Consider the following 16464-nt stretch of genomic DNA (forward strand, 5'->3'; position numbering starts at 1 on the left):
TCGGTTCCCGGCGCGCCCCGTGGCGGCCGGCGCGGCTACTTCTTCAGCCACGCCTCCATCATCTTCTGGGCGATGGGGGCGGCGAGCCTGCCGCCGCCGATCTCGGAGCGGTCGGTGTCCGAGTTCTCGATCACCACGGCGACCGCGATCTGCTTGCCGCCCTGCTTGCCGTACGAGGTGAACCAGGCCAGCGGCGGCAGGCTGTTGTTCACGCCGCGCTGCGCGGTGCCGGTCTTGCCGCCCACCTCGGCGCCCGCCACCTGCGCGGGCTTGCCGCCGCCCTCGGTCGCGACCGTCCGCATGGCGTCCTGCAGCATCGACGCGGTCCTGGCGCTCATGACCTGCTCGGACTTCGGGTTCTTGAAGCTCTCCAGCACGTTGCCGTTCGCGTCGGTGACCTCGGAGACCGAGTGCGGGGCGACGAGCTTGCCGCCGTTCTCGATCGCGGCGGTCACCATCGCCATCTGGAGCGGGGTGGCCTGCACGTCGAACTGGCCGATACCGGTCTGCGCGACCTGGTCGACCGACATCTTCTTCGTCGGGTACTTGCTCGCCGGACGGGCGGTGACGGGCGTCGCGATCTCCGTGTTGAAGCCGAGCTTCTCGGCCATCGCCCGCATCTTGTCCTGGCCGAGCTTGTGCGCCAGCTCCGCGAACACGTTGTTGCAGGACAGCCGCAGGGCGGTGCGCGCGGAGACGTTGTTGCAGGCCGCGGAGCCCGCTTCGCTGGGCAGCAGGGTCCGGGTCCCGGGGATCGTGTACGGGTCCGGGGTGCCGGTCGGCGTGTCGATGTCGGTGACCAGCCCGTTCTCGATGGCCGCCGCCAGGGTGACCAGCTTGAAGGTGGAGCCGGGTGCCTGCGGCTTGCGCAGGGCCACGTTCTCCATCGCCTTGCCCTTGTCCTCGATCAGCTTCTCCCAGGCCGCCTTGTCGTTGGCGCCCGTGATGCTGCCCGGGTCGAAGGAGGGGTTGTTCACGATGGCGAGGATCTCGCCGGTCGCCGGATCGATGGCGACGGCGGCGCCCTGCTTGCCCTGGAGCGCGTCGTACGCGGCCTTCTGCACGCCCTTGTCGACCGTGGTCAGCACGTTGCCCGGCGCGGCCCGCTTGTTGGTGAGCATGTCCATCACGGTCTTGAGCCGGTCGTCGGAACCGTTCAGGATCTTCTTGTAGACGCCTTCCAGCATGCTCGTGCCGAAGGCCTGGGAGCTGTAGCCGGTGAGCGGCGCGTAGAGCGGACCCTCGACGTACGTCCGCTTGTACCCGAAGTCCTTTCCGTCCGTCTTCACCGAGCCGGTGATCGCCTCCCCGCCCACGATGATGTTGCCCAGCGGGTTCTCGTACTGCCCGATGAGGTTCCGCCGGTTGTTCTCGTTGTCTGCGAGGGCCTGGCCTTGGTAGGCCTGCACCCAGGTGACCCGCACCAAAAGGGCCAGCACCAGGAGCAGACAGAAGACCGACGCACGCCTGATCGTCTTGTTCATCCCCCAGAAGGACGTGCCAAGGCCCTCGGTCGTTCCGCTCTGCCCCGATTGTGGCGGGGTTCTCAGCCTTTCTTCATGAAGCCGCCCTCGTAGGCCGCGATGACCGCCTGGGTGCGGTCGCGGGAGCCGGTCTTGGACAGGACCGCGGCGACGTGGGTCTTGACCGTCTGGGGGCCGACGCCGAGGCGTTCGCTCATCTCGTGGTTGGACAGCCCGGTGGCCATCAGGCGCAGTACGTCGGCCTCCCGCTCGGTGAGCCGGGCCACCCAGGGGGCGGCGGGACTCGCGGCCCCGGGGGCGTACGACGCGGCGAGCGAGCGGACGGCCGCCGGGAAGAGCAGGCAGTCGCCGCGGGCGACGAGGCGGACCGCACCGATCAGCTCGTCGGGGTCGGCCCGCTTGAGGAGGAACCCGGAGGCGCCCGCGCGCAGCGCGTCGTAGACGTACGCGTCGTTCTCGAAGGTGGTGACGACCACGATCCGGGGCGGTTCGGACATGCCGGCGATGATCTGCTCGGTGGCCCGGATGCCGTCGATCTCCGGCATCCGGACGTCCATCAGCACCACGTCGGGGGCCAGGGAGCGGACCAGGGGGACGGCTTCGGCGCCGGAGGCCGCCTCCCCGACCACCTCCAGGTCCGGTTCGGCCTCGAGGATCACCCGCAGGGCGGTGCGGACCATGCGCTCGTCGTCGGCGAGCACGATGCGCAGCGCAGGCCGCCGCTGCGCGGGCCCCGCGCTCATCGGGACCCCCCGCCGAGCGGCAGGACGGCCCGCAGCCGCCACAGCCCCTGGTGCGGGCCCGCTTCGACGTGGCCGCCCAGCAGGGTGGCCCGCTCGGCGGCGCCGCGCAGCCCGCGGCCCCCGGTGGTGCGGGGCTGCTGCCCGTCGGCTGTTCCCGGCGGATTGGTCATGGTGATCTCCAGTTCACGGTGGGTGGCGCCGGTGCCGTCCTGCCGGCCCTGTACGGCGATCCGCAGCTCGACGGGGCCCGCGCCGTGGCGCAGGGCGTTGCTCAGGCCCTCCTGGACGATCCGGTACGCCTCGCGGGAGGCGATCGCCGGGAGCTGCGCCCAGTCCCCGGCCGGTCCGGGGCCCTGGTGGGCGGTGACGGCGGTGCCGGCGGCCCGGGTGCGGGCCAGCAGCCCGTCGAGGTCGGCGGCGAGGGTCGGCGCGGGCGCCGCGTCGGGCCGGGCCGGGTCGCCGTCCCGCAGCAGGCCCAGCACGGCGTCCAGCTCGCCCACCGTCCGCCGGGTGGTGTCCTCGATCGCGGCCAGTGCCTCCCGTACGAACCCGGGGTCGCTGTCGAGCACGCGCCGGGCGGCGACCGCCTGGAGGGTGACGGCGCTCAGGGCGTGCCCGACCGCGTCGTGCAGCTCCCGGGCGAGCCGGTTGCGCACGGCCAGGTCGGCCGCCCGTTCCTCGGCCGCGGCCAGCCGGTCCGCCGCCGTCGGCCCGAGCAGTACGGGTGCCAGCCGGGCCAGCAGCGCCCCGGCCCCGGCGGCGCACAGGACGAGCCCGCACAGCAGCCCGATCCCGAGCAGCGGGGCGGCGTACGGCGCGGTGCCGGTGCTGAACCAGCCCAGCCCCATGGGCGTCTCCCGCAGCGCCTTCACGAAGGGCAGCGCGATCAGCACGCCCGCCATGGGCGGCACCGCGAGGCTCATCCCGCTGATCGCCGCGCCGACCCCCACGTGCAGGGTCCACCAGGCCGAGGTCCGCCCCCGGGCGGCCCAGGACCGGGCCGGACCCTCCGCCAGCCGCTCGCCCGGCACCCCGCACAGGGCCCGTACGGCGCCCACCGACATCGGCCGGACGAGCCCGAAGAGGGCGGTCACCGCGGCCATGGGCAGGGAGAGCCCGTACGAGGCGAAGGTGAGCGGGGTGGAGCCGAAGACGTTGCCCTCGCCCGCCACGACACTGACCACCACCTGGGCGAGGAGGAAGTACGGCATCAGCAGGGCCCCGCCCAGGATCAGGTGCACCCAGCGCAGCCGAGCCCTGGCCCCCAGCAGCCGGGCCGCGCCGGCCCGCGTCACCGCCCGCATCCCGCAGCCCCCCGGCATCGTCGCCCCCCTCGGTCCGGGCCCGCCCGCACCGCGCCCGTCTCACCCGGTGCGGCGTGAGGCGAGGAAGCGGACCACGACGGCGGCGCCGAGCAGACCGGTGATCATTTGGCCAGCGTAGGTCAGGACCATCGCGGTGGTGACCGCCTTCGCGGGATCGGTGGTGCCCGTCGCGGAGATCAGCAGCCACAGGCCCCAACCGGCCGCGGCCGCCGATCCGGTCCACGCGACGGCCAGCGCCCAGCGGGCCTGCCGGGCTCCGCCCCGGGCCAGGTTCACCGCACTCGCCCCCGCGACCAGCGCGCATATCCCGTGGGTGGCGAACACGGCACCGGTCTGGGGATTGAACTGCGCCATCTGTGAAGCACTCAGCCCGGCCGTGCCGCCGAAGGCCCAGGTGAGATGCATCGCCGCGACGGCCACGGCCATCAGCGCCGCGGCTCCCGCCACCACCCCCGTGGGTGACGGGAGCCGCTCGCCCTGGACGCCCTGCCACAGGCTGCCCCAGCGCCGCCGCGCGTAGGGGACGAACAGCCCGGCCAGGGCCATGGCCTGCACGATGAAGCCGGTGTAGACGACGTTGAACACCCAGGGGTCGAGGAAGGGCTCCTTGGCCGCCTGCGCGGCCGCGTCCGGCCCCAGGCCCACGGCCCCCAGGAGGAGTTGGGCGGGAAACGCCACGACGATCGGCACGAGCAGTCCGGTGGCGACGAAGACCGGGACGGTCAGCAGCCAGGACGGAACCCGTATGCCCCAGGGCCGGGTCAACACCAGTACGAGCACGATGACGGCCGCGTCCATGGCCAGGGTGACGGCGTTCGCCGCCTTGAAGAACATCCCGGGCTCCAGCAGCACGCTGCCGTCGGGTATCCCGATGTGGCTCCCCGCCAGCCAGGCGCCCTTGAGGCACAGGTACGGCACGGTGGCGGCCACGGCCGCCGCCTGCAGGACCCTGCGCCCGGTCCCCGGGCCGGACGCCTGCGGCCGACCCGCGTACGTCGTCTCGTCGGTGTGCACCACTCGTGTGTTCATGACTCAACGGTCGCGTGCGCCGCGCCCCGCCACCTCCCCCGTGAAGGTGAACCGTCTCCCCCGCCCGGGGGAGACGGTTCACCTGCGGCGGGCCGACGTCCACCGCCTCACATGCGCCGGGTCGCCACCGACAGCCGGTCCCGCGCCTCGAACAGCGCCGCCTTGATCTTCTGCTCGTGGCCCGCCGTCAGCCGGGCCACCGGCACCGAGCAGCTCACCGCGTCCCGGGCCGGCGTCCGGTACGGCACGGCCACCCCGAAACACCGCAGCCCGAGCGTGTTCTCCTCGCGGTCCACCGCGTAGCCCTGCTCCCGTACCAGCGCCAACTCGTCGACGAGCCGCTCCCGGTCGGTGATCGTGTGCTCGGTGACCGCCTCCAGCCGCCGCGGCAGGAGCGCCCGTACCTCCGCGTCGGAGTGGGTCGCCAGCAGGGCCTTGCCGAGCGCCGTCGAGTGCACGGGCAGCCGCCGCCCGACCCGGGTGAACGGCCGCAGGTAGTGCTGGGACTGGCGGGTGGCCAGGTAGACGACGCTCGTGCCGTCCATCCGGGCCAGGTGGATGGTCTCGGTGGTGTCGTCGGAGAGCCGGTCCAGGGTCGGCCGCGCCGCGGCGACGACCTCGTCCCCGTCGATGTACGAGCTGCCGACGAGCAGGGCCCGTACGCCGATGCCGTACCGCGTGCCCGTCGCGTCCGTCTCCACCCACCCCAGGTTCACCAGCGTGCGCAGCAGCATGTAGAGGCTCGACTTGGGCAGCGAGAGGTCGTGCTGGATGTCGGCCAGGCTGTGCAGCCCGGGCCGCGCCGCGAAGTGCTCCAGCAACAGGACCGTGCGGACGGCCGACTTGACGGCGGCCGGTGCCCCCGGGCCCCCCGGCCCCTCCGGTTCCGCGGCGGACCGGTCCGGCTCAGCTGTGGTCATTCGCCTTCTTGCCCCTCTTGTCTCTTGTCAACGCGGAAGGCCCGGAAATAGAGTCCGGAGCGGATGTGATCATTCATCCATCGGAACGGCGTTCAGAATACTGAACGCCACCGCGCGGGTCAGCGTAGATCCAGGAGGCAGTGCGCCATGGCAGCAACACCAGTCTGGAGTGTGGACCCCCGTACCGGGAAGCAGCGCGAACAGGTTGCGGTGGAAGCCACATCCGGCGAGGTGGACGAGGCCGTGCGCGCCGCCCATGCCGCCCGCGGCGCGCTCGCCGACCGCACCGCCCGCGCGGCCTTCCTGCGCGCCGCCGCCGAGCTGCTCGACCAGGCCGCGGACCACGTGATCGAGGCCGCCGACGCCGAGACCGCCCTCGGGCCGGGCCGGCTCACCGGCGAGCTCGCCCGCACCACCGGCCAGCTGCGGGCCTTCGCCGATGCCGTGGACGAGGGCTCCTACCTCGACATCCGCATCGACCGCGCCGACGCCGCCGCCGTCCCGCCGCGCCCCGAACTGCGCCGCTACAAGGTGCCGCTGGGCGTGGTCGCGGTCTACGCCGCCTCCAACTTCCCGCTCGCGTTCTCCGTCCCCGGCGGGGACACCGCCAGCGCGCTGGCCGCCGGCTGCCCGGTGGTCGTCAAGGCGCACCCCGACCACCCGGCCACCTCCGAGCTGTGCGCCTCGCTGCTGCGCCGCGCGGCCGTGGCGGCCGGGCTGCCGGCCGACGTGGTCGGCGTCGTCCACGGGTTCGACGCGGGCCTGGAGCTGATCCGCCACCCGCTCGTCTCCGCCGCCGGATTCACCGGTTCCATCCGGGGCGGGCGGGCGCTGTTCGACGCGGCCGCCGCCCGGCCCGTCCCCATCCCCTTCCACGGCGAACTCGGCTCCCTGAACCCCGTCGTGGTCACCCCCGCGGCCGCCGCCGAGCGCGCCGAGGAGATCGCCGCCGGGCTCGCGGGCTCGGTCACCCTCGGGGTCGGCCAGTTCTGCGTCAAGCCGGGCCTGGTCCTGGTCCCCGAGGGCGCGGACGGCGACCGGTTCACCGGCGCGCTGACGAAGGCCCTCGGCGAGACCGAGCCGGGTGTCCTGCTCGACCACCGGATGCGGGAGAACTTCGTCTCCGGGGTGCGCGAGCGGGCGGCGCTGCCCGGCGTCACCGCGCCCGTCACCCCGGGTTCCGGCGGCGAGCACACCGTCGGCGCGGGCTACCTGACCGTCCCGGCCGGGACCCTCCTGGAGGGCGGCGCGTACGAGGTGCTGCTCGAGGAGTGCTTCGGACCGGTGACCGTGGTCGTCCGGTACGCCGACCAGCGCGAGGCCGGGTCGGTGCTCGGCCTGCTCCCCGGGAACCTGAGCGCCACGCTCCAGCTGTCCGCGGCCGAGGCCGACGGCGGTCCGGGCCCGGCGGCGGAGCTGATCGCGCAGGTCACGGCGCTGGCCGGGCGGATCGTGGTCAACGGCTGGCCGACCGGTGTCGCGGTTGCCCCGGCCCAGCACCACGGCGGCCCGTACCCGGCGGCGACCTCGCACTCCACCTCGGTCGGCGGGACCGCCATCGAGCGCTGGCTGCGGCCGGTGGCCTACCAGTCGGTGCCGGACCCGCTGCTTCCGGCGGAGCTGCGGGAGGCGAACCCGCTGGGGCTGCCGCGCCGCGTCACCGGCGACTGAGGCGGGCCGCCGTAAACCCGTTGCCCGCCCCGCCCGCCCCGGGGCAGGCTGCCGGTCATGCCGAGACCTCACGGATTCACGTACGAGCAGCGCAGCGACAACAGCGTGGTCATCACGCACCAGGGGCGGGCCGCGAGCACCCTGCGGGGCGGGCGGGCCGAGAAGTTCCTCGCCGAGGTGGAGTCCGGCGACGCGCAGCTCGTGATGGCGCGCTGGACCGGCGCGTACAAGTTCGGCAACGAGCGCACGGCGAAGAACCACCCCCGCAACCGGCGCTGAAATCTGCCGCGAGGGTAAGGGAACGGCAAAGGGCCTCCGGTCGTTCTCCCGGCATGACCGCTATGACCCCAGGTTCCAACCTGCCGCTCAACACCGTCCGCGTGACGGTGGACGTGGCTGCCCCGGTGCGGCTCGACGTGTCGGGACTCCTCCTCGCGGCGGACGGCAAGGTGCGTTCCGACGCCGACTTCATCTTCTACAACCAGCCGTCCGGGCCCGGTGTCAGCTACCGGTCCGGCGGCGGGGCGGCGCCGGACTCGATCACGGTGGACACGGGCGCGCTGCCGCCGGGCATCGAGCGGATCGTGGTCACGGCCAGTCCCGACGCCGCAGGTCAGACCTTCCAGGGCATCGAGCCCACCGCCACCGTGCGCCATGCGGACAGCGGCGCCGTGATCGCCACGTTCACCCCTCCGCAGCTGGGCGCCGAGACCGCGCTCGTGGTCGTCGAGGTCTACCAGCGCGGCGGCGTGTGGAAGGTGCGTGCGGTCGGCCAGGGGTACGCCGACGGTCTCGCCGGGATCGCGACCGACTTCGGGGTCTCCGTGGACGAGGAAGCCGCGCCGCCGCCCGCGGCCGCCCCGCAGGCTCCTGCGGCCCCGGTCACCCCTTCGGCCCCGGTCTGGGGCCAGACCCCCTCGCCGCCGTCCGCCCCGTCCGCCTCCTCCTGGCCGAGCGCCCCCACGACGCCGGCGGCCCCCGCCGCCCCGGCCGCGCCGCCGACCGCGCCCCCTGCCGCCGCCGGCACCGGGAAGATCAACCTCGACAAGGGCCGGGTCAGCCTCCAGAAGAACCAGACCGTCTCCCTGGTCAAGAACGGCCGCCCGCTGCTCTCCCAGGTGAAGATGGGCCTGGGCTGGGAGCCGGCGTTCGGCGGCCGTGACATCGACCTCGACGCCTCCGTCATCGCGTACGGCCCGCAGCGCAACCACATCGACAGCTGCTACTTCGGCAAGCTGTCCATCCTGGGCGGCGCCATCAAGCACTCGGGCGACAACCTCACCGGTGAGGGCGCCGGGGACGACGAGGTGATCGTGGTGGACCTCGGACGGCTGCCGGCCGAGGCCACGGGCCTGGTCTTCACGGTCAACTCCTTCTCCGGCCAGAAGTTCACCGAGGTCGCCAAGGCCTACTGCCGCCTGATCGACGCGGCGAGCGGGGAGGAGCTGGTGCGCTTCGACCTCACCGGCGCCCAGCCGCAGACCGGGGTCATGATGGCCAAGCTGGTTCGCCAGTTCTCGGGCGAATGGGAGATGACGGCGATCGGAGACTTTGTGAAGTCGCGCACAGTGCGCGGCATGGTCCAACCCGCCTCACAGGCACTCTGAGCAGGTGGGCGGCACGCGGAGCTACGGTGACCGATCGGCCCGAGGGCCGAGGTGATGGATTCCACCCTTAATCCGGAGGTGACTGTCAGTGCCCACCCGTAGCCTTGAAGGCATGTACAGCACACTCCGGCCCGCGGGTCCCGCCCGTCCGTCCGCCGCTGAGGCGAACGAGGCGATACGGCACCTCGTCGAGACCCGGGTGGACGAGGAGTGGCCCTCCGAGGCGTACGAGTTCCTGCTCGAGGAATGGGCCGCAGCCAGTCGCGCCGAGGTCGCCGCCGCTCAGTGAACGATCGAAGGCTGCGCCGCCGCCCGTGAGAGGGCGGTGGCGCAGCCGTCGGTCGTCGGTACCGGCTGCCGGCGCGTCAGTGCGCGCGCCGCCACGGTCCGGTGATGGCGAGCATGATGCCGGGCTCCTGGATGTTGGCGTACAGCGTGCGCCCGTCCGGGGAGAAGCAGACCCCCGTGAACTCCGAGTACTCCGGCTTCTGCGCCGTCCCGATGTTCAGCTCGTTGCGCGCCAGCGGGTAGGTGCGTCCCGACTCGGTTGCGCCGAACAGGTGCTGCAGTCCGCTGCCGTCCTCCGCGATGACCAGGCCCCCGTACGGGGAGACCGTAATGTTGTCGGGACCGTCGAAGGAGCCGTCCTCGGCCGGGTCGGCGTTGACCCCGAGCAGCACCATCAGCCGGATCGTGCGCCGCTTCGGGTCGTAGAACCACACCTGGCCGTCGTGCGCCGCACCCGGGCTCTCCTCACGCGCGTACGAGGAGACGAAGTAGGCGCCGCCGTCGGCCCACCACATGCCCTCCAGCTTGCGCGCGCGGGTCACCGCGCCGTCCGCGAACTGCTTGCGCACCGACACCGTCCGCGCGTCGCGGTCCGCCACGTTCACCCAGTCGACCCCGTAGACGGTGCCGGTCTTCGTGGCGCGCGAGAGGTCGTCGACGAACCGGCCGGCACTGTCGAAGCACTTGGCGGCGGCCAGCACGCCGGCGTCGGCGGCGAGGGTACGGAGCTTGCCGCGCCCGTGGCGGAAGCCGCTCGGCGGGGTCCAGCGGTAGAGCAGCCCGTTGGGGCCGGAGGCGTCCTCGGTCAGGTAGGCGTGTCCCTGGCGCGGGTCGATGACCACAGCCTCGTGGGCGTACCGGCCGAAGGCCTTGATCGGCTGGGGGTCGCGGTTGGCTCGGCGGTCGTGCGGGTCGACCTCGAACGCGTACCCGTGGTCCTTGGTCATCCCGTTCTTGCCGGCGAGGTCCTCGGTCTCCTCGCAGGTCAGCCAGGTGCCCCAGGGGGTGGCACCGCCCGCGCAGTTGGTCGACGTACCGGCGACGCCCACCCATTCGGCGACCTCTCCGCCGCGCCGGACCTCGACGACCGTGCAGCCGCCGGCAGCGGCCGGGTCGTAGACCAGGCCCTCGGTGAGGGGGACGGGGTGGGCCCAGTCCGCCCGCTTGCCCTTGAGCTCGTGGTTGTTGACGAGGAGGGTGACCCCGCGGTGGCCCTCGAAAGCGGCCGTGCCGTCGTGGTTGGACGGCGTGGACTCGCCGGACTCCAGTGTGGTGACACCGCTGTGGGTGATCACGCGGTAGGCGAATCCGGCGGGGAGGGCGAGCAGTCCTGCCGGGTCCGGGAGGAGCGGGCCGTAGCCGGGCTCGCAGGGCCGCCCGTGCTCGTCGCGGCGGGTGCCGTCGTCGGCCGCCAGCGCTCCCGGGGCGGTGGCGAGTGCGCCGACCGTTCCGGTGAGCGCGACTCCCGCGCCGGCGATGACGGTGCGGGCGGTGAAGTCTCTACGGCTGAGCGGCATCGGGTCTCCAGGGGGTGGGGAGGTGGTGCGCCTGTCGTGCGGTCGTCGGCGCACACGCTCCCGCCCGCACGTGAACGGCGGCTGAACTACCCACGAAGGGAAACCGACCCCTTCCCGGTCGCCGGAATGGCCAACTCCGGCTCAGGAACGGCGCGTTCCGGCACCCGTTCCCCGGTGCGTCAGGACTGGCGGGAGCGAGCCTTGAAGGCGGCCTTGCGGGCCTCCTTCGCGGCCTTCCTGTCCGGGTGCAGCCGGCCCATCGCCTCCAGCACGTAAGCGGTCGCCGGGTGCTCCACCCGCCAGACCTGGTCGAAGAACCCGGCGTGGTGCGCGGTCAGCGACTCCATCAGCAGCGGCAGTTCCACCGTCTCCCCGTCCGCCGCGAGCTGCGCCGCGATCGTGTCGACGGTCAGCCAGAACACCATCGCCCCGTCCGGCGCCGGTACGTCGGCCACCCCGCGCTCGGACAGCCAGACCCGGGCGAGCCCGCCGAGCTCCGGGTCGTCCAGCACCGCGCGGACCGCGGGCTCGGCCTCAGGACCGGCCGGGGCGAGGGCCTGCTGGCAGCGCAGCCGGCGCAGCGGGCCGCCCTCGTCGGCGCCGCGGGCGGCGGCCAGCAGTTCGGCGACGGCGGCGGGCAGTTCGCGGCCCGTGAGCCACTGCTCGATCTCGGCCTGGGCCGCGCCCTCGGGATAGCCGGAGACGGCGTCGAGCAGGGCGTCCGCGCCCTTGTCGGCCAGCTCTCCGACGGCGGGGGCGACGACCCCGGCCTCCAGCATGCGGGCGCGGATCCCGTACAGGCCGAGCGGGGTCAGCCGCACCATCCCGTACCGGGAGACGTCCTCGTCGTCGGCGGCGCCCGCCACCGAACCGGCGGCGAGCTCCTCGTCGTCCGCCTCCGCCATCAGCGCCTCGTCGACAGGCCGGAACTCCACGAGCCCGATCGGCTCCAGCTGCCGGAACTGGTCGTCGAGGCGCATCATCGCGTCCGAGACCTGCTCCAGCACGGCGTCGGTCGGCTCGCTCATGTCCTGCGGGATGACCATCGAAGCGGCGAGTACGGGCAGCGGAACCGGGCGGTCCGAGGCGCCGCGCTCGGTGACGGTGAGCAGGTAGAGGTTGGCGAGGACCCCGTCGAGGAAGTCCGCCTCGCGGCGCGGGTTCCAGTCCAGCTGGTCGAAGTCGATCTCGCCGCCCGCGTCCAACGCGTCGACGAGGCCGTCCAGATCGGGCACGGCCGCGTCCGCGAGCACGGTGTCCAGGGCGGCGAGCCACAGGCCGAGCACCTCGCCGGGCGCGCCTGCGGGCACCAGGGCCAGGTCCTCGCCGGGCAGGGCGGTGCCGGACTCCGCCTCACCGTCGTCCTCGGGTTCGGTCACGTCGACCAGGCCGGTGTCCACGGCCACGCGCCAGGCCTGGCTCGCGAGCACCGGGCCCTCCTCGTCGGCGGCGTCGAAGCCGAGCGCGGCGGCGGCCTCGGTCAGCTGTGCGGCGACGAGTTCGCCGCCGATGTCGACGCGGGTGTCCGGTCCGGCCCAGCGGGCCAGCCTTACGGCACGGGCGAACAGCGGGGCGACGAGGGCGTCTCGGGCCAGTTCCGCATCGGAGGGCAGCCGTACGGGCGGCAGCGTGGCGTGCGGCTCTGCGGACATGGGGCGGTCTCCTCGCGGACGCGGTGGGGCGGTGGGCACGGCCGCCGCGGGCGGCCGTCCGGCGCACAAGCGTAGACGCATATCGGGCGCGCCCGGCGGGTCATCTCCTTTGGTTCATCCCACAGTCAGCTTCCGTATCCCCTGGAGGCCTTGACAACTTCCCTGGTCACACAGGAAATTGACGCGCGTAGATCTATGGGGAACCACCGGGATTCCTGCGGATCCCCTGCGGCCCGGCCGCGGACCCGCCGCACGTATCCCGCCAAAACCACGCATCACCCCCTTCGCTCGTCTCTTCCACACACCGGAGTTCCTGACCATGCGCTCCTCGCATCCCCGTTCCGCCGCCGTCTCGGCACTCGTCGCCACCGCTCTGGCCACCGGCCTGCTCGCGGGCACCGCCGACGCCGCCGAAGGCGCCGCGTCCGCCGATCCGATACGCATCCACGACATCCAGGGCACCACCCGGATATCGCCGCTCAACGGCAAGCAGGTCGCCGATGTCGCGGGCATCGTGACCGGCGTGCGCACGTACGGCTCGCGCGGTTTCTGGATGCAGGACCCGGACGCCGACGACAACGACGCGACGAGTGAGGGCGTCTTCGTCTTCACCAGCTCCGTCCCGACCGTCGCCGTCGGCGACGCGGTCAAGGTCTCCGGCCTGGTCGGCGAGTACATCCCCGGCGGCGTCTCCTCCGGCAACCAGTCGGTCACCCAGATCTCCAAGCCGACCGTGACCGTCGTCTCCTCGGGCAACGCGCTGCCCGAGACCACCGTGATCAACGAGTACAACGTGCCCGCCGAGTACGCCCCGGCGGGCGACCCGGCCGCCGCCGGCAGCATCAACGGCCTGACCCTGGACCCCTCGCGCTACGCACTGGACTTCTACGAGTCCCTCGAGGGCATGAACGTGAAGATCGGCACCTCGCGCGTGGTCGGCGCCACCGACCCGCACGCGGAGCTGTGGGTCACGGTGAAGGGCTGGGAGAACACCGCCAAGCGCGGCGGCACGCTGTACGGCTCGTACGAGTCCCAGAACACCGGCCGGCTCCAGATCCAGCAGCTCGCGCCGCTGGCGCAGCAGCCCTTCCCGGTGGCCAACGTCGGCGACAAGCTGACCGGCACCACCGAAGGCCCGCTGGACTTCAACCAGTTCGGCGGCTACACCCTGGTGGCCCGTACCCTCGGCACGGTCAAGGCGGGCACCCTCGCCCCCGAGAAGACCAAGGCCCAGGCCACGAACGAGCTCGCGGTGGCCACGTACAACGTGGAGAACCTCGACCCGGGCGACCCGCAGGAGAAGTTCGACAACCTGGCGAAGGCCGTCGTCGCGAACCTCGCCTCGCCCGACATCCTGGCGCTGGAGGAGATCCAGGACGACAACGGCGCCAAGAACGACGGCACCGTGTCGGCGGAGCAGACGCTGACGAAGTTCACGGCGGCGATCGTCGCGGCCGGCGGCCCGGCGTACCAGTGGCGCACCGTCAACCCGGAGAACAACAAGGACGGCGGCGAGCCCGGCGGCAACATCCGCCAGGTGTTCCTGTTCAACCCGGCGCGCGTCTCCTTCACCGACCGCGCCGCGGGCGACGCGGTGACCGCGACCGGTGTCGTCAAGGAGCAGGGCAAGGCCGCCCTGACCCACTCCCCCGGCCGGATCGACCCGGCGAACCCGGCGTGGACCGACAGCCGCAAGCCGCTCGCGGGCGAGTTCGTCTTCAAGGGCAAGACGGTCTTCGTGATCGCCAACCACTTCGGCTCCAAGGGCGGCGACGAGGGCCTGACCTCGTCCCACCAGCCCCCGGTCCGCTCCTCGGAGGCCAAGCGCCTGCTGCAGGCGCAGGCCGTGAACGGCTTCGTCAAGGAGCTCCTGGCGGCGGACAAGAACGCGAACGTCCTCGCCCTCGGCGACATCAACGACTTCGAGTTCTCGGCGACCGCGCAGGCGCTGGAGGACGGCGGGGCGCTGTACTCGGCGATCAAGTCGCTGCCGAAGGCGGAGCGCTACTCGTACGTGTACCAGGGCAACGCGCAGGTGCTCGACCAGATCCTGACCAGCCCGGCGGTCAAGAACTTCACGTACGACAGCGTGCACATCAACGCGGAGTTCTCGGCGCAGAACAGCGACCACGACCCGCAGGTGCTCCGCTTCCGCCCGTGACCGCGGTGCGGACCTGAGCCGCAGGGGGCCCGGACGCCGTCCCGTCCGGGCCCCCTGCCACACTTCCGGTCATGATCTTCCGTACTGCCACCCGTGAGGACCTGCCCGCCGTACTGGCCCTGCTGGCCGACGCCGGCGAAGAGGAGCGGGCCGAGGTCACCGAGGCGCACGAGCGGGCGTTCGCCGCGATCGCGGCGGACGCCCGCAACGAGATGCTGGTCCTCTGCGAGGGCGGGACGGGGACGGTGCTCGGCTGTCTCCAGCTGACGTACGTCCCGGGTCTCGGCCAGGGCGGGCGGGAGCGGGCACTGGTCGAGGCGGTGCGCATCCGCGCGGACCGGCGGGGCGGCGGGCTGGGCGCGGAGCTGATGCGGCTGGCGGTGGCGCGGGCGCGCGAGCGCGGCTGCGGCCTGGTCCAGCTGACCAGCAACAAGCGGCGGGCGGATGCCCACCGCTTCTACGAGCGGCTGGGCTTCGCGCGCAGCCACGAGGGCTTCAAGCTGCGGCTGGCGGACTGAGCGGGAAACTCTCCGGTGCGGTCCGGTCCGGTCCGGTGCGGTCCGGTTCGGTCCGGGCTGGTTCGGCTCGATTCTGCTGACAATAGGGACTTTCGCCCCTGGCGTGATGCTCGCCACATCACCACCCATTCGACCCGGGTTGTGGTGTTGAGTGTCCCCACGCTCGACAGTGCCCCACGCTCGGCCATGTCCGCCCGTATCCCCGGAGGACCGCGTGTTCCCCTCCATCTCCCCCGCCCAGGAAATCGGCCTCGCCGTCCTGCTCGTGGCCACCCTCGTCTGGGTGTTCGGCCTCGGCCACATGGTGCGGGGCGCCCGCTCCCACCATCCGGAGCCCGGTGCGTTCGAGGGCATCGCGGTGATCCCGGCGCAGCGCACTGCCGCCGCGCACCCGATGGAGTCGGTCGAGCTGACCGAGGCGGAGGAAGAGGCCTTCGCAGGCCTCATCCGCACCCTCCCCCACTCCTGACCGGCCCGTCCTCCCGCGCTCGGGGCGGGAGGACGTCAGGCCGGCCGGCGCGACCACCGGCGCCGGCTCAGCCGCAGATCAGGGCGGCGGGGCGTCAGTTGTGGCTGTGGAGGACCTCGTTCAGGCCGCCCCAGACCGCGTTGTTCGGGCGGGCCTCGACCGTGCCGGTGACCGAGTTGCGGCGGAAGAGGATGTTGCTGGCGCCGGAGAGCTCCAGGGCCTTGACGATCTGGCCGTCCGGGAGGGTGACGCGGGTGCCCGCGGTCACGTACAGGCCGGCCTCGACGATGCACTCGTCGCCCAGCGCGATGCCGACGCCCGCCTCGGCGCCGATCAGGCAGCGCTCGCCGATCGAGATGATCTGCTTGCCGCCGCCCGAGAGGGTGCCCATCGTGGACGCGCCGCCGCCGATGTCGGAGCCGTCGCCGACCACGACGCCCGCCGAGATGCGGCCCTCGATCATGGAGGTGCCGAGGGTGCCGGCGTTGAAGTTGACGAAGCCCTCGTGCATGACGGTGGTGCCCTCGGCGAGGTGCGCGCCGAGGCGGACCCGGTCCGCGTCGGCGATGCGCACGCCCTTGGGGGCGACGTAGTCGGTCATCCGCGGGAACTTGTCGATCGAGGTGACCTGGAGGTACAGGCCCTCGGCGCGCGCGTTCAGCCGTACGGTCTCCACCTGGTCCACGGCGACCGGGCCCAGCGAGGTCCACGCGACGTTGGCCAGCAGGCCGAAGACGCCGTCGAGGCTCTGGCCGTGCGGCTTGACCAGGCGGTGGCTGAGCAGGTGCAGGCGCAGGTACGCGTCGTGCGCGTCCAGCGGCTTGTCCTCGAGGGAGGAGATCACGGTGCGGACGGCTACGACCTCGACGTCGCGGACGGCGTCCAGGCGGATCGCCTTGGCCGCGGCGGCGCCCAGCAGCTCCACGGCCTGGTCGGCGGTGAGGCGCTCGGTGCCGGCCGGGCCGGGCTCGGCGACCAGCTCGGGGGCGGGGAACCAGGTGTCGAGGACGGTGCCGTCGGAGGCGATGGTGGCAAGTCCGGCGGCGACGGCGCCGGTGGTACGCGTAGCAGTCATGCCCG

General features: G+C 72.9%; 15 protein-coding genes. 7 read left to right on the top strand and 8 right to left on the bottom strand.

The features are described from left to right. Positions 1-35: 35 nt before the first annotated feature. From ACFYXK_RS00370 to ACFYXK_RS00390, 5 genes are all read right to left on the bottom strand, one after another. The gene (locus tag ACFYXK_RS00370) at positions 36-1484 is read right to left on the bottom strand and encodes a peptidoglycan D,D-transpeptidase FtsI family protein (protein ID WP_389409139.1); all 1449 of its coding nucleotides are present in this window, start codon (positions 1482-1484) and stop codon (positions 36-38) included. Between the two features lie 62 nt (positions 1485-1546). After that, entirely contained in the window at positions 1547-2227 is a 681-nt protein-coding gene (locus ACFYXK_RS00375) for a response regulator (RefSeq protein ID WP_389409140.1), read from the bottom strand. Continuing rightward, complete coding sequence (locus ACFYXK_RS00380) at positions 2224-3531, bottom strand: sensor histidine kinase (protein WP_389409141.1); 1308 nt, start codon at positions 3529-3531, stop codon at positions 2224-2226. Before ACFYXK_RS00380 ends, ACFYXK_RS00375 begins: the two co-directional genes overlap by 4 nt. A gap of 60 nt (positions 3532-3591) precedes the next feature. Beyond that, complete coding sequence (locus ACFYXK_RS00385) at positions 3592-4581, bottom strand: hypothetical protein (protein WP_389409142.1); 990 nt, start codon at positions 4579-4581, stop codon at positions 3592-3594. Between the two features lie 107 nt (positions 4582-4688). Next, positions 4689-5501 carry an IclR family transcriptional regulator gene (locus ACFYXK_RS00390; RefSeq protein ID WP_389409143.1) on the bottom strand — a complete coding sequence of 271 codons (813 nt, stop codon included), beginning with the start codon at positions 5499-5501 and terminating at the stop codon, positions 4689-4691. A gap of 147 nt (positions 5502-5648) precedes the next feature. Between ACFYXK_RS00390 and ACFYXK_RS00395 the strand changes: the two genes are divergently transcribed. The 4 genes from ACFYXK_RS00395 to ACFYXK_RS00410 all read left to right on the top strand — a co-directional run bounded on the left by ACFYXK_RS00395 (position 5649) and on the right by ACFYXK_RS00410 (position 9068). Beyond that, positions 5649-7172: an aldehyde dehydrogenase (NADP(+)) gene (locus ACFYXK_RS00395; protein WP_389409144.1), complete on the top strand. Its 1524-nt coding sequence runs from the start codon at positions 5649-5651 to the stop codon at positions 7170-7172. A gap of 57 nt (positions 7173-7229) precedes the next feature. Beyond that, positions 7230-7451 carry a hypothetical protein gene (locus ACFYXK_RS00400; protein ID WP_266630431.1) on the top strand — a complete coding sequence of 74 codons (222 nt, stop codon included), beginning with the start codon at positions 7230-7232 and terminating at the stop codon, positions 7449-7451. 62 nt (positions 7452-7513) lie between these two features. Further along, a complete protein-coding gene (locus tag ACFYXK_RS00405; RefSeq protein ID WP_389409145.1) occupies positions 7514-8779 on the top strand; it encodes a TerD family protein in 1266 nt (421 codons plus the stop codon). Positions 8780-8891: 112 nt separating this feature from the next. Continuing rightward, complete coding sequence (locus ACFYXK_RS00410) at positions 8892-9068, top strand: hypothetical protein (protein ID WP_166663187.1); 177 nt, start codon at positions 8892-8894, stop codon at positions 9066-9068. Positions 9069-9144: 76 nt separating this feature from the next. Here ACFYXK_RS00410 and ACFYXK_RS00415 read toward each other — a convergent pair whose 3' ends face one another. Then, entirely contained in the window at positions 9145-10584 is a 1440-nt protein-coding gene (locus ACFYXK_RS00415; protein ID WP_389409146.1) for an alkaline phosphatase PhoX, read from the bottom strand. A 179-nt stretch (positions 10585-10763) separates the two neighbouring features. After that, positions 10764-12236, bottom strand: a complete 1473-nt coding sequence (locus ACFYXK_RS00420) for a hypothetical protein (RefSeq protein ID WP_389409147.1) — start codon at positions 12234-12236, stop codon at positions 10764-10766. Positions 12237-12555: 319 nt separating this feature from the next. Between ACFYXK_RS00420 and ACFYXK_RS00425 the strand changes: the two genes are divergently transcribed. From ACFYXK_RS00425 to ACFYXK_RS00435, 3 genes are all read left to right on the top strand, one after another. Beyond that, positions 12556-14397 (top strand): endonuclease/exonuclease/phosphatase family protein, encoded by a 1842-nt coding sequence (locus ACFYXK_RS00425; protein WP_389409148.1) that lies wholly within the window; start codon positions 12556-12558, stop codon positions 14395-14397. A 71-nt stretch (positions 14398-14468) separates the two neighbouring features. Then, on the top strand, positions 14469-14915 hold the full coding sequence (locus ACFYXK_RS00430) for a GNAT family N-acetyltransferase (protein ID WP_389409149.1): 447 nt from the start codon (positions 14469-14471) through the stop codon (positions 14913-14915). A 214-nt stretch (positions 14916-15129) separates the two neighbouring features. Then, complete coding sequence (locus ACFYXK_RS00435) at positions 15130-15384, top strand: hypothetical protein (protein ID WP_389409150.1); 255 nt, start codon at positions 15130-15132, stop codon at positions 15382-15384. Positions 15385-15478: 94 nt separating this feature from the next. Here ACFYXK_RS00435 and dapD read toward each other — a convergent pair whose 3' ends face one another. Further along, complete coding sequence (dapD, locus tag ACFYXK_RS00440; RefSeq protein ID WP_383508633.1) at positions 15479-16459, bottom strand: 2,3,4,5-tetrahydropyridine-2,6-dicarboxylate N-succinyltransferase; 981 nt, start codon at positions 16457-16459, stop codon at positions 15479-15481. Positions 16460-16464: the final 5 nt, after the last annotated feature.

This window comes from Streptomyces sp. NPDC002209 (genome assembly GCF_042890265.1).
GTDB lineage: Bacteria > Actinomycetota > Actinomycetes > Streptomycetales > Streptomycetaceae > Streptomyces.

What these genes read in the sequence shown, in the direction of transcription:
- ACFYXK_RS00380 (WP_389409141.1), bottom strand. Translation starts at nt 3,531, where the DNA reads ATGCGGGCGGTGACGCGGGCCGGCGCGGCCCGGCTGCTGGGGGCCAGG.
- ACFYXK_RS00420 (WP_389409147.1), bottom strand. Translation starts at nt 12,236, where the DNA reads ATGTCCGCAGAGCCGCACGCCACGCTGCCGCCCGTACGGCTGCCCTCC.
- ACFYXK_RS00395 (WP_389409144.1), top strand. Translation starts at nt 5,649, where the DNA reads ATGGCAGCAACACCAGTCTGGAGTGTGGACCCCCGTACCGGGAAGCAG.
- ACFYXK_RS00375 (WP_389409140.1), bottom strand. Translation starts at nt 2,227, where the DNA reads ATGAGCGCGGGGCCCGCGCAGCGGCGGCCTGCGCTGCGCATCGTGCTC.
- ACFYXK_RS00370 (WP_389409139.1), bottom strand. Translation starts at nt 1,484, where the DNA reads ATGAACAAGACGATCAGGCGTGCGTCGGTCTTCTGTCTGCTCCTGGTG.
- ACFYXK_RS00390 (WP_389409143.1), bottom strand. Translation starts at nt 5,501, where the DNA reads ATGACCACAGCTGAGCCGGACCGGTCCGCCGCGGAACCGGAGGGGCCG.
- ACFYXK_RS00385 (WP_389409142.1), bottom strand. Translation starts at nt 4,581, where the DNA reads ATGAACACACGAGTGGTGCACACCGACGAGACGACGTACGCGGGTCGG.
- ACFYXK_RS00400 (WP_266630431.1), top strand. Translation starts at nt 7,230, where the DNA reads ATGCCGAGACCTCACGGATTCACGTACGAGCAGCGCAGCGACAACAGC.
- ACFYXK_RS00410 (WP_166663187.1), top strand. Translation starts at nt 8,892, where the DNA reads ATGTACAGCACACTCCGGCCCGCGGGTCCCGCCCGTCCGTCCGCCGCT.
- ACFYXK_RS00425 (WP_389409148.1), top strand. Translation starts at nt 12,556, where the DNA reads ATGCGCTCCTCGCATCCCCGTTCCGCCGCCGTCTCGGCACTCGTCGCC.
- ACFYXK_RS00430 (WP_389409149.1), top strand. Translation starts at nt 14,469, where the DNA reads ATGATCTTCCGTACTGCCACCCGTGAGGACCTGCCCGCCGTACTGGCC.
- ACFYXK_RS00415 (WP_389409146.1), bottom strand. Translation starts at nt 10,584, where the DNA reads ATGCCGCTCAGCCGTAGAGACTTCACCGCCCGCACCGTCATCGCCGGC.
- dapD (WP_383508633.1), bottom strand. Translation starts at nt 16,459, where the DNA reads ATGACTGCTACGCGTACCACCGGCGCCGTCGCCGCCGGACTTGCCACC.
- ACFYXK_RS00405 (WP_389409145.1), top strand. Translation starts at nt 7,514, where the DNA reads ATGACCCCAGGTTCCAACCTGCCGCTCAACACCGTCCGCGTGACGGTG.